Annotated in this window: 12 protein-coding genes; 4 read left to right on the top strand and 8 right to left on the bottom strand. The window is 40.1% G+C overall.

From position 1 onward, the window contains the following. Window positions 1-2: 2 nt before the first annotated feature. Window positions 3-1271: an amidohydrolase gene (locus F1325_RS02695; RefSeq protein WP_109371927.1), complete on the top strand. Its 1269-nt coding sequence runs from the start codon at window positions 3-5 to the stop codon at window positions 1269-1271. Window positions 1272-1387: 116 nt separating this feature from the next. Here F1325_RS02695 and sspB read toward each other — a convergent pair whose 3' ends face one another. The 5 genes from sspB to zapE form a co-directional block, all read right to left on the bottom strand. Next, on the bottom strand, window positions 1388-1897 hold the full coding sequence (sspB, locus tag F1325_RS02690) for a ClpXP protease specificity-enhancing factor (protein ID WP_160229959.1): 510 nt from the start codon (window positions 1895-1897) through the stop codon (window positions 1388-1390). A 6-nt stretch (window positions 1898-1903) separates the two neighbouring features. Beyond that, window positions 1904-2545, bottom strand: coding sequence for a stringent starvation protein SspA (sspA, locus tag F1325_RS02685; protein ID WP_023582862.1), 642 nt, complete (start codon window positions 2543-2545; stop codon window positions 1904-1906). A gap of 656 nt (window positions 2546-3201) precedes the next feature. Continuing rightward, window positions 3202-3594 (bottom strand): 30S ribosomal protein S9, encoded by a 393-nt coding sequence (gene rpsI / locus F1325_RS02680; protein ID WP_004245284.1) that lies wholly within the window; start codon window positions 3592-3594, stop codon window positions 3202-3204. 15 nt (window positions 3595-3609) lie between these two features. Then, window positions 3610-4038 (bottom strand): 50S ribosomal protein L13, encoded by a 429-nt coding sequence (gene rplM / locus F1325_RS02675; RefSeq protein WP_006535327.1) that lies wholly within the window; start codon window positions 4036-4038, stop codon window positions 3610-3612. Between the two features lie 434 nt (window positions 4039-4472). Further along, entirely contained in the window at window positions 4473-5588 is a 1116-nt protein-coding gene (gene zapE, locus F1325_RS02670; RefSeq protein ID WP_109371933.1) for a cell division protein ZapE, read from the bottom strand. A gap of 203 nt (window positions 5589-5791) precedes the next feature. Here zapE and zapG point away from each other — a divergent pair, with 203 nt between their 5' ends. The 3 genes from zapG to degS all read left to right on the top strand — a co-directional run bounded on the left by zapG (window position 5792) and on the right by degS (window position 9096). Further along, a complete protein-coding gene (gene zapG / locus F1325_RS02665) occupies window positions 5792-6196 on the top strand; it encodes a Z-ring associated protein ZapG (protein WP_023582864.1) in 405 nt (134 codons plus the stop codon). A gap of 231 nt (window positions 6197-6427) precedes the next feature. Then, entirely contained in the window at window positions 6428-7819 is a 1392-nt protein-coding gene (gene degQ, locus F1325_RS02660) for a serine endoprotease DegQ (protein WP_109371935.1), read from the top strand. 206 nt (window positions 7820-8025) lie between these two features. Beyond that, complete coding sequence (gene degS, locus F1325_RS02655; protein ID WP_109371937.1) at window positions 8026-9096, top strand: outer membrane-stress sensor serine endopeptidase DegS; 1071 nt, start codon at window positions 8026-8028, stop codon at window positions 9094-9096. A gap of 27 nt (window positions 9097-9123) precedes the next feature. Here degS and F1325_RS02650 read toward each other — a convergent pair whose 3' ends face one another. The 3 genes from F1325_RS02650 to murA form a co-directional block, all read right to left on the bottom strand. Next, on the bottom strand, window positions 9124-9369 hold the full coding sequence (locus tag F1325_RS02650) for a CPCC family cysteine-rich protein (RefSeq protein ID WP_109371939.1): 246 nt from the start codon (window positions 9367-9369) through the stop codon (window positions 9124-9126). A gap of 33 nt (window positions 9370-9402) precedes the next feature. Then, entirely contained in the window at window positions 9403-10464 is a 1062-nt protein-coding gene (locus tag F1325_RS02645; protein ID WP_109371941.1) for a DUF2157 domain-containing protein, read from the bottom strand. A 194-nt stretch (window positions 10465-10658) separates the two neighbouring features. Continuing rightward, window positions 10659-11921, bottom strand: a complete 1263-nt coding sequence (gene murA, locus F1325_RS02640; protein WP_088493805.1) for a UDP-N-acetylglucosamine 1-carboxyvinyltransferase — start codon at window positions 11919-11921, stop codon at window positions 10659-10661. Between the last annotated feature and the right edge of the window lie 12 nt (window positions 11922-11933).

Below are 11933 nucleotides of genomic sequence, written 5' to 3'. Positions count from 1 at the left end.
ATATGTCAGCAATTACACTAGAAAAATTAATTAAATGGCGTCGTGAGTTTCACCAATATCCAGAAATTGGTTGGTCAGAATTTTTAACCACAGCAAAAATCGTCAAAGAACTACGTAGCTTAGGTTTAGAAGTTAAAGTTGGCCCAGACGTTATCAATCAAGAGTTTGCTTTTGGTCGCCGCCGTCAAGTCGTTGAAAAAGGTCTAGCTGTTGCAAGAGAGCATAAAGTTGATGAAGCTCTACTTGATGAAATGAAAGAGCTAACTGGCTGTGTGGCTATCTTTGACAGTGGTAAAGCAGGCCCAACAGTAGCACTGCGCTTTGATATCGACTGTGTTGGTGTTAACGAAGCAACAGAAGCAAAACACCGTCCTCATGCAGAGAACTTTGCTTCTTGTCACGCAGGCGAAATGCATGCTTGTGGTCACGATGGACACATCTCTATCGGTTTAGGTGTTGCTCACTGGTTAGTTGAGAATAAAGATAAAGTGGTTGGTAAAGTTAAAATTCTATTCCAACCAGCAGAAGAAGGTGTTCGTGGTGCTCGTGCAATGGCAGAAAGTGGTATCGCAGATGATGCTGATTACTTCTTAGGTGCTCACTTAGGCTTTATCGCCAACAGTGGTGAAATTGTTATTAACCCAACACATTTCTTATGTACCACTAAATATGACTTCCGCTTTAAAGGCGCACCGTCTCACGCAGGCGCAGAGCCAGAACTTGGTCGTAATGCTTTAGCGGGTGCTTGCCACGCAGCAACACAAATGCTGGGCATTTCTCGCCATGGTAAAGGAATGTCACGTATCAACATCGGTGTATTAAAAGCCGGTGAAGGCCGTAACGTCACCCCTGCTAACGCTGAAATGCAAATTGAAGTTCGTGGTGAAAATGAAGAGATCAACAGCTTTATGGCTGCAAATGCGGTACGTATGGCTGAAGGCGCAGCACATAGCTTCCAGTTAGAAATGGAAAGCGAAATCATGGGTGAAGCCGTTGACTTGACGAATGACCAAGAGCTGATTGATGTTATGACCAAAGTTGTGGGTAAACATTCTGAGCTAACTGCGGTTGCAACTCGCCCATTCGGTGGTAGTGAAGATGCAACAGTATTAGCAAAACGTGTACAACGTTGTGGTGGTAAATCACTGTACTTCGTTGTTGGTGCCGATAGAACAGCTGGTCACCACCAAGCAGGCTTTGACTTCGACGAAAAACAATTAATGACTGCAGTTAATCTTTACACTGGTTGTTTAGAAGAACTACTGAAATAATTTCAGCCCAATCATTAATCTAAACGCCCTATAGAAATATAGGGCGTTTTTTTGTGTACAAAAAAACCCAGTTAAAAATGAACTGGGTTTTTCATTAATATAAACAAGATAATCTCTTATTTCACTACACGCAATGATGGACGACCTGTAGGACGAGGTGGCTCTGGATCATCATCTGGTGGCGTTACATCATCAGAAACAGGTTTATCCGTTACTAATGATAAGACTTCGCCAACAGGAGCATCTGGTGTTTCTTGATGCTCATCTTCAGCAAACTGTAATGATGCGCCAGATTCATAAGCAGGCTCTGGCTCAAACATCATTCCCGCACCGTTTTCTCTCGCATAAATAGCCATAACAGCAGCCATAGGCACTCGCACTTTACGAGGTATGCCACCAAAGCTTGCACTAAATAAAACCTGATACGGTGTTAACTCTAATTCATCTACAGCACGAGATGAAATATTTAGTACAATTTGACCATCATGCGCATATTCCATTGGGACTTGAACACCGACAACATTCACATCAACAACTAAATGTGGTGTTAAATCATTTTCGATGATCCAGTCATAATGCGCACGTAATAAATGCGGACGACGCGGAGACATATCCATAATCTCCATACTTAATTACCCTCTTGAAGGTAAGCGCATCTCACGCTCTGCTTCGGTTAATGACGCGAGGAAAGAATCACGCTCAAAAACACGCTGCATATAAATTTGTACATCTTTAGCGCCAGCACCACTTAAATCTACACCGAGCACTGGTAAACGCCATAACAGAGGAGCAAGGTAGCAATCTACTAAACTGAACTCTTCACTCATAAAGTAAGGATATTCTTTAAACACAGGAGATACAGCCAGTAGCTCTTCTGCTAACTGTTTACGAGCAGCATTTGCTTGCTGTTCAGTTCCTTTTTCGATGGTGTTCATTAAAGAATACCAATCATGCTCGATGCGATGCATCATTAAACGGCTGCTACCACGAGCAACAGGATAAACTGGCATTAAAGGAGGATGAGGGAAGCGTTCATCAAGGTATTCCATGATGATGCGTGAATCATACAGAGTCAGCTCACGATCAACCAAAGTCGGTACACTTTGGTAAGGGTTTAGATCGATAAGATCCTGTGGAAGATTACCAGCTTCAACCTGTTCAATTTCAACACTGACACCTTTCTCCGCTAGGACAATTCTGACCTGATGGCTGAAAATATCAGTCGGACCGGAAAACAAAGTCATTACCGAACGTTTGTTGGCAGCGACAGCCATGAAAACCTCCAAGTTAATCAATTAAAGAAATGAATTAGCACAATGCCTTTTCCATTTCCCCATTCCTAAAAGACAAGCACACAAACGCAGTAGACCTAAATAAACATTTAAGCTATTAACTGCATTGGGTAACTACCTGTATAACAGTGTTATCGTGGGATAATCATATTTTACAGGGTTAAAAACTCACCTGTCTTTGCGGCACATATCATTATCAAGTAATACCAAAATAATCATTCAACAATCATTATTGTCATAATAATTTTGGTATGACTTTCAAACTCATCACTGGTATTACGATCAATATACCCATTGGCAACATGATGAAGTCATAGAAAGAAAGACATCAAAGCTCGCTATTCTACCAGAATTCATGTTACTTAGGGGGGCTAATGCAAATAATTCAACACAATATGCCACACTACCTTAAAAGTAAGATTATAATATCAAAAAATGAAATTATTTAGAGATAACATCTGAAAAATAGACTTTTTAATACTATCGCTATCTTACATATAGCCTGTTTTATGAGTAACAGCCTCATGTATTAGCAACATTATGTTTTTATTATTAATAAGCACAAATAAGTTAAAAATAAAAAACCCGCCTGTGAAGACGGGTTTTCAACATCAAATTGATATCTAAAAGATAACAAATTAACGTTTAGAGAACTGTGGACGACGACGTGCTTTACGCAGACCCACTTTCTTACGTTCAACAGAACGCGCATCACGGGTTACGAAACCAGCTTTACGCAGATCAGAACGTAGAGTCTCATCATATTCCATCAGTGCACGAGTGATACCGTGACGGATCGCGCCAGCTTGACCAGAAATACCACCACCTTTAACAGTGATGTATAAATCTAATTTACCCAGCATATCAACTAATTCCAGCGGTTGACGAACAACCATACGTGCTGTTTCGCGGCCGAAGTAAACTTCTAGGCTACGTTTGTTGATTACGATATTACCGCTACCTGGCTTAATGAAGACACGTGCGGAAGAACTTTTGCGGCGACCTGTGCCGTAGTATTGATTATCAGCCATTGCCTATTATCCCGATTAAATGTCCAGAACTTGCGGTTGTTGTGCCGCGTGGTTGTGCTCAGATCCTGCGTAAACTTTCAGTTTACGATACATCGCACGACCCAGAGGCCCTTTTGGCAGCATGCCTTTTACCGCGATTTCGATTACACGCTCAGGACTACGGGCGATCATCTCTTCGAAAGTCGCTTGTTTGATACCACCTACGTGACCAGTATGACGGTAGTAAACTTTGTCAGTACGTTTATGACCAGTTACCGCTACTTTCTCAGCGTTTAAAACGATGATGTAATCACCAGTATCAACGTGCGGAGTGTATTCCGCTTTGTGCTTACCGCGTAAACGGCTAGCAATTTCAGTTGCTAAACGGCCTAAAGTTTTGCCGTCTGCATCAACAACGTACCAGTCGCGTTTTACGGTTTCTGGTTTAGCTGTAAAAGTTTTCATTATTGAAAATTACCCAATGTTTAGTTACACGTTGGTGAACGCTCGGTTCAAATACTATTGAGGTTCACACGACTCTTGTGTCCAGCAAACCTACCCCTTCGAGTAGCACTGCTGACTCTAAAATGCGAGTTTTTTGGGAAATAAAAAACTTGCTGCAACGTGGGGTCGCAAGATTATAGAGAAGTCAGAAAAAAAAATCGAGTCATAATTGAAAAACAATTGAATTCTTTTTCAATATTTCAGCGAAAAAAACGAATCTGGCACTTTTTTCTGATTTGACTGATAAATTCTTGCTACCTGAAGAGAAGAATTGTTCCTTTCCAGAGCGCTTGTAAGCTGCCTAATGCACTCTATTTTCATAGAAAAAAACATCAAGCAACTTAACCTGCGTCATCCTACCATAATGAAAGATGACTTTCTTCAAGAATTAAAAATTAAGCGAGATGGGGTTGTACTAAATATTCTTCACTTTGCATCTCTTGTAAACGAGATAAGCAACGTTGATATTCAAAACGTAAAAAATCACCTTGGTAAATCTCGTTCATTTCTACATTTGCATTAATAATAAGTTTCACCTTACGCTCATAAAACTCATCAACAAGCGCTAGAAACCGACGCGCAGCGTCTTCATTTAATGTCCCCATTTGCTCCATGTCATATAACAAAACAGAGTGGTAATGCTTAGAAAGCTCAATGTAATCAAGCTGACTACGTGGTTCCATACACAAGGTTGAAAAATTAATAGCGAGTACCCCATTAGATGCTTTTCTTACTTTCATGGGGCGATGGTTAATGGTTAAGGTACAATCAACTTGCGGTTCGCTGGTTGCCAAATCCGTGAAAATTCTATCCATTTCCTGACGATTTTTATCATTAAGTGGAGATAAAAAAAGATGCGCTTGCGTTAATGTTCTTAGTCGATAATCAATCCCTGCATCCACATTTAAAATATCGCAGTGTTGTTTGATTTGCTCTATTGCAGGTAAAAAACGAGAACGCTGTAATCCGTTACGATAAAGCTCATCAGGTGGAATATTTGATGTCGCCACCAATGTGATACCTCTAGCAAATAACGCCTCAAGCAAGGTACCTAAAATCATCGCATCAGTAATATCAGAAACGAAAAACTCATCAAAACAGAGCACATCAGTTTGCGTTTTAAATCCATCAGCAATAATTTCTAGCGGATTTTCATGGCCTTGTAAGTTTTTTAGTTCTTCTTGAACACGTAACATAAAGCGATGGAAATGTAAGCGAAGCTTTCGTTCTGTCGGCAAGCTTTGATAAAACATATCCATGAGCCATGTTTTACCTCGTCCAACACCGCCCCACATATATAGACCACGTTCTGGTGTAACAATCTGTTTTTTTGTGCGAATTCGCCCGAATAATCGTTGGGTTAGCGAATTTTTTTCTGGTGGAGTCTCTTTTAATAATGCATGGTATATCTGTTGAAGATGGAGAACCGTTTTTCTCTGAACATCATCAGGTTGATAATCACCTTGCTTCAATGCGGCTTCATAAAGTGATAACGGCGTACTAACAGTCATGAATGCCCTCTTATCCTTAATTTTCTGACATACTGATTTGTGTCTGTCGAATGGCTCTATTATAAGCATTAAGAATTGTTTTAACATCAACGTAACACACGAATTTTATATTAAGCTTAAGGATATTATTCCACCCATGCCTTTTAGCGGTTATGATGTTATAAGAATCCATCGTCCTCACTATTAGATGAAAAGGAGTTGCCATGGTTTGGGTTTATGCACTGATTGGATTAGTTGTCGGTCTTATTATCGGCGCACTTGCAATGCGTTACGGTAACAGCACCCTTCGTCAACAAGATGCTATCAAAGCAGAGTTAGACACAAAAAAAGAAGAACTTGATACTTATCGCAATGAGCTTGTCAGCCACTTTGCTAGAAGTGCTGAACTATTAGATAACATGGCGAGAGATTACCGTCAGCTTTATCAACATATGGCAAAAAGCTCTAATGAGCTCATGCCTGATATGCCTGCTCAAGAAAATCCATTTAATTACCGTTTAAGCGAATCAGAAGCAGCGAATGACCAATCTCCAATAAAAATGCCACCTCGTGATTACTCCGAAGGAGCATCTGGATTGTTCAGACCCACAGATAAAAAAGACAGTTAATATTAAAAACGCCACATTTTTTGTGGCGTTTTTCTTTCTAACAAACGTCATAAAATGACAATTATTTGCTATGGTTTTAAAGATAGCTTTTGTCTTGTAAATCCGTGTAAAAGGAAGCAAAGCACATCATGTCTTAATGAACTTTCCTTTGTCAGTACAGGTCTTAGTGACATCGCGCTCATTTTGAGCAATAACTTTTATTTTGATAACTGTATCAAGAGACTCTAATTCATGTTGACTAAAAAAAGAAAATTATTACTTAGTGCATTAGCAATGAGTGTCGGACTTTCACTCTCTACTATTCCAGCAACCAGTATGGCCGCGCTGCCTGCGGTTATGCCATCAGGTGAACAACTGCCAAGCCTTGCACCAATGTTAGAAAAAGTGTTACCTGCGGTTGTCAGTGTCCACGTTTCTGGAACGCGAGTACAAAACCAGCAAGTGCCCGAAGAGTTCAAATTCTTCTTTGGCCCCAATTTCCCATCACAACAACAAAGTGTACGCCCTTTTGAAGGCTTAGGCTCTGGCGTCATTATTGATGCACAAAAAGGCTATGTATTAACAAATAACCACGTTGTTGATGGCGCAGATAAAATTCAACTGCAAATTAATGATGGCCGTGAATTTAGTGCAAAATTAATTGGTAGCGATCCACAAACCGATATCGCATTACTGCAAATTGAAAAACCAACCAACTTAACTGCAATTAAAATGGCGGATTCTGACCAACTACGTGTTGGTGACTTTGCGGTTGCAGTCGGTAACCCATTTGGTTTAGGCCAAACAGCAACATCTGGTATTATTTCCGCACTAGGTCGTAGCGGTTTAAATCTTGAAGGTTTAGAGAACTTTATCCAGACCGATGCTTCAATCAACCGTGGTAACTCTGGTGGCGCGCTCGTTAACTTGAATGGTGAGTTAATCGGAATTAACACTGCTATTTTAGCACCAGGTGGTGGCAACATCGGTATTGGCTTCGCCATCCCAAGTAATATGGCGCGTGACCTTAGCCAACAACTGATTTCTCATGGTGAAGTTAAACGTGGCATATTAGGTATTCGCGGTACAGAAATGAATTCTGATCTGGCAAAATCCTTTAATATTGATGCACAACGCGGTGCTTTTGTTAGCGAAGTAATGCCAGATTCATCTGCTGCAAAAGCAGGCATTAAACCGGGTGACGTTTTAATTTCAGTTGATGGTAAACGTATCAATAGCTTTGCTGAATTAAGAGCTAAAGTGGGTACAACACCGCCGGGTAAAGAGATCCTAATTGGTTTAATCCGTCAAGGTAAACCAATGGATGTTAAAGTGACATTAGAGAAACAATCGGCAGATGCAACACGCGCAGATAACTTCTCTCCTGCACTACAAGGTGCAACATTAAGTAACTATGTGAATAAACAAGTGAAAGCTGTTGCAGTCGATTCTGTAGAAAAAGATTCAGCCGCTGCTGCATCTGGTTTACAAAAAGGCGACCTTATTATTGGTATCAATAATACGCCAATTACATCACTAGGCGATTTACGCAAAGCAATTGATGCTAAACCGCCTGTTCTTGCATTGAATATTCAACGTGGCAATGAACAAATTTATCTACTGTTACGTAATACACCGCGCTAAGAAGTAAGCTTTCACCTATCTAATTTATTGATTTCCTTAGCCCTGTAATATCTATTATAGGGCTTTTTTTATATCTATTTTTGATGAGAGTCAGTGGCTTAAAAGGGGATTTTATGCGTTGAGCGATGCTTTCATAAGTTAAACTATGCTATTCTCACCCCTTCTACGCGAATAATTTCACAGTCAGACATAAATATAGGATTTTTATGTTAACTAAATTACTGCGATCAACTCTAATTGGTCTTCTCACAGCAGCAATTCTTTTGATTGCAGTTCCTTCAATTCGCCCTATTTTTATTGAACGCCTACTTAATGGCGATTTTCTCAATGCGCCTTTTAGCTATAACACAGCAGTACGACGAGCCGCCCCTGCGGTTGTTAATGTTTATAGCAGTACGATGGGAAGCTTTTCTCAAGAAGGTCGTGAGCTGACATCTTTAGGCGCTGGCGTCATTATGGATGGTCGTGGTTATATTCTGACAAATCAACATGTTATTAATAATGCTGATCAAATTATTGTTGCGTTACAAAATGGTGATCTCTATGAAGGTTTACTCGTTGGCTCTGATCCATTAACTGATCTTGCTGTGTTAAAGATTGATGCAGATAAACTCCCGACTATCCCCATTAATAGTAAACGAATTTCTCATGTTGGTGATGTTGTACTGGCTATTGGTAATCCCTTTAATATTGGACAAACTATTACTCAAGGGATCATCAGTGCTACGGGTCGAGTTGGGTTAAGTCCAACACGCTACCAAAACTTTCTACAAACAGATGCCTCAATTAATGAAGGCAACTCGGGTGGCGCATTAATTAATACTGAAGGCGAACTTGTGGGTATTAATACCATGACGTTTGATTCAGGTACTTATAATGGATATCGCCCTAGTGCAGAAGGATTAGGCTTCGCCATTCCGACTGAACTTGCTGTAAAAATTATGAATAAGCTTATTCGTGATGGTCGTGTTATTCGTGGTTTTATTGGTATCACAGCAAAAGAATTACCTAAAATTCGTTCATCAAATACCGACATCAAACAAATTCAAGGGTTGCGCATTTTCCGTATCACACCAAATAGCCCAGCAGATAAAGCAGGAATAAAAACTGGCGATATCATTCTTAGCATTAATCATGCACCAGCGACTTCTGCGATGGAAATGATGGATTATATTGCTGAAACGCGCCCCGGTACGGTATTACCTGTAACATTATTGCGTGATGGCAATGAAATTAATGTCGATGTCACCATTTCGGAATACCAACCAGAATCATAACTAACAAAAAAATCTCCCTATTTTTGGCTAGTAGGGAGATTTCATATAGAACGTTGCACTTTGTAAGCAACTTTCTTTAAAGCTTTGGGTATTACGATAGTCCTCTAATGTGCTGTGATTACAACCGCTATATTCTCCTTCTTTAGTACCATCATTTTGCCAGCCACATACGGGGCAGATCTCAAAAAATGCCTCATCTTTATCTTTGAAAACAAAATAATGGCATGCAACACAGCTCACTTCTAAAGGAAGATGACAACTTCGCTTTTCCATAGGATTAGCTCTCCTATCACATCGTTAATTATACTATTCGCTCTTACTCTCTTTATTAGCAATTGAGTTATTTTCAACAGCGTGCCAAATTTTTTCGGCTTTTCGTCCAATTAAAATTAGTGAAACCGCCAAAATAAAGAAAAAAATCGCACTGTGTAAACTATCCCAGAAATATTCAAAGAATCGGGTATAAAGGTTGATACCAAGGAATGTTAGGCCAAATCCTCTTAACATACCGTCATCTGTTTTAAGGCTTATATAAATACAGATAACGGCGACAACACCAAATAATAGCGCCCAAGGCAATAAATTCACACTTGAAGTGCGATACCATGTATCTGGATCGTAATTACCGAAAATAGACATTATCCATAGTGCAATAAACAGATAAGTCAGCCCCATTATTTTTGTCATGGTAAATAAACGACGGTGTATCAATATATTTTGTAGGAAATAACAGCCTGCTAATAATACTGCGCCAAAGAAGACAAAGCGGATAGGATAGTTCATCCCTAACCAATAAGCGCCCCATCCTGACATATAGCCAGTTTCAGCACCAAACCAATTTCCTAACATCAATAAGAAGAATAACCACACCAACGAGGAACGACTGATAAATCCAATTGCACCATAAATGACACAACCGATTAGAAAGAGAGGAGCAATATGACCACTTCCTGTATCCAGTAATTCTCCCAGTTGCCAAAGGAAAATAGCCGTAAACATCACACCTAAAAAGAGAATAAACTCAGTACTGTAATGCCACTGTGCTTCTTTTCGCTGACGTTTAAATCCCCATAAATAGAGCGCAGAAGCAATAAGTGCAGGAGAGATAACTCGCATAATTTCAGAAACACTAAAAATCTCAATTAAATAATAGACTAATGCGCTATCGCTAAAGATACTCCCAGCGGCAATAATCAAACAGACCATTGCTATCCAAAATGCGTAGCGACTTAATCTTTTCCAATCAAAAGGAATACGATGCAATGTACTTCCTAATTGTTGATATTCTTGTGTCGAGATTGCACCAGATTGTTGCCATTCATCCAGTGCTTGGCGAACTAAGCGCTCTTGTTTCCTTGTTACCTGCATATATGTCCCTTCCTTTTAGCTCATAGAGATTTCTCTAAAACAGGTTTATTTTCTTACTGTATCTTGTCACACAAGAAATGCCTTATGAATTATCCTATTCTATTGAGAGTCCTATTGAAATAATGCGCAAAAAAAACCATAGCACAACAATGCACTATGGTTTTAAATCGCTAAAAAAGGATAACTAAAATAAATTAGTCATTAGAGCGCAAACGTTCTATTTTTGCCCCTAATCCCTGTAATTTAGCTTCAATATTTTCATAACCACGGTCGATATGATAAATACGATCAACAATGGTTGTGCCTTCTGCGATACAGCCCGCAAGTACTAGGCTTGCAGAAGCACGTAAATCGGTTGCCATTACTTGTGCGCCTGACAGTTTTTCAACACCGTGGCATAACACAGTATTGCTTTCAATTTCAGCGTGAGCGCCCATACGGATAAGCTCAGGAATGTGCATAAAACGATTTTCAAAAATAGTTTCAGTGATCATGCCCGCGCCTTCAGCAACTAAATTTAAAAGGCTAAATTGTGCTTGCATATCGGTTGGAAAACCAGGATGTGGCGCAGTACGCAATGTTACCGCTTTAGGGCGTTTACCATGCATATCAAGGCTTATCCAATCTTCACCCACTTCAATATCTGCACCAGCTTCACGTAATTTTGCCAACACAGCATCTAACGTATCAGGTTTTGCATTACGACAAACAACGCGACCACGCGAAATGGCAGCAGCAACTAAGAAAGTCCCTGTTTCAATACGATCAGGTAGAATTTGATAAGTACCGCCACCAAGACGTTCTACACCTTCAATAGTAATGCTGTCTGTACCTGCACCACTAATTTTGGCACCTAATGTATTGAGGAAGTTTGCGGTATCTTCAATTTCAGGCTCTCTTGCCGCATTCTCAATGATGGTTTTGCCTTCAGCTAATACCGCAGCAGTCATAATAGTGATAGTGGCGCCCACGCTCACTTTATCCATGACAATATGTGCGCCTTTTAAACGCCCATCAACGCGTGCTTTCACATAACCTTCATCCAGTGTGATTTCTGCGCCTAATTGCTCTAAACCTGTGATATGAAGATCAACAGGACGAGCACCAATGGCACAGCCACCCGGTAAAGAAACCTGACCTTGACCAAAGCGAGCCACCAGCGGGCCTAAAGCCCAAATAGAAGCACGCATGGTTTTTACTAACTCGTAAGGAGCGCAAAATTCATTAATGTTACGAGCATCAACGAAAACAGAGCCATTACGTTCAACATTAGTTCCCAAGCGATTAAGTAACTTAATCGTTGTATCGATATCTTTTAATTTAGGAACATTGGTTAATTCTACTGGCTCTTCGGCAAGGATCGCAGCGAACAGGATTGGTAGTGCGGCATTTTTTGCGCCTGAAATAGTGACCTCACCTGATAAACAGGTTGGTCCTTGTACTCTAAATTTATCCATCTGTAGAACTCT

Source organism: Proteus columbae, from assembly GCF_009914335.1.
Classification (GTDB): domain Bacteria; phylum Pseudomonadota; class Gammaproteobacteria; order Enterobacterales; family Enterobacteriaceae; genus Proteus.
This window is presented reverse-complemented; position numbering and strand designations above follow the sequence as displayed.

Coding starts and splice junctions, on each gene's coding strand:
- F1325_RS02650 (WP_109371939.1), bottom strand. CDS start 9,369: ATGGAAAAGCGAAGTTGTCATCTTCCTTTAGAAGTGAGCTGTGTTGCA.
- F1325_RS02695 (WP_109371927.1), top strand. CDS start 3: ATGTCAGCAATTACACTAGAAAAATTAATTAAATGGCGTCGTGAGTTT.
- F1325_RS02645 (WP_109371941.1), bottom strand. CDS start 10,464: ATGCAGGTAACAAGGAAACAAGAGCGCTTAGTTCGCCAAGCACTGGAT.
- degS (WP_109371937.1), top strand. CDS start 8,026: ATGTTAACTAAATTACTGCGATCAACTCTAATTGGTCTTCTCACAGCA.
- zapG (WP_023582864.1), top strand. CDS start 5,792: ATGGTTTGGGTTTATGCACTGATTGGATTAGTTGTCGGTCTTATTATC.
- zapE (WP_109371933.1), bottom strand. CDS start 5,588: ATGACTGTTAGTACGCCGTTATCACTTTATGAAGCCGCATTGAAGCAA.
- sspA (WP_023582862.1), bottom strand. CDS start 2,545: ATGGCTGTCGCTGCCAACAAACGTTCGGTAATGACTTTGTTTTCCGGT.
- rpsI (WP_004245284.1), bottom strand. CDS start 3,594: ATGGCTGATAATCAATACTACGGCACAGGTCGCCGCAAAAGTTCTTCC.
- degQ (WP_109371935.1), top strand. CDS start 6,428: ATGTTGACTAAAAAAAGAAAATTATTACTTAGTGCATTAGCAATGAGT.
- murA (WP_088493805.1), bottom strand. CDS start 11,921: ATGGATAAATTTAGAGTACAAGGACCAACCTGTTTATCAGGTGAGGTC.
- rplM (WP_006535327.1), bottom strand. CDS start 4,038: ATGAAAACTTTTACAGCTAAACCAGAAACCGTAAAACGCGACTGGTAC.
- sspB (WP_160229959.1), bottom strand. CDS start 1,897: ATGGAGATTATGGATATGTCTCCGCGTCGTCCGCATTTATTACGTGCG.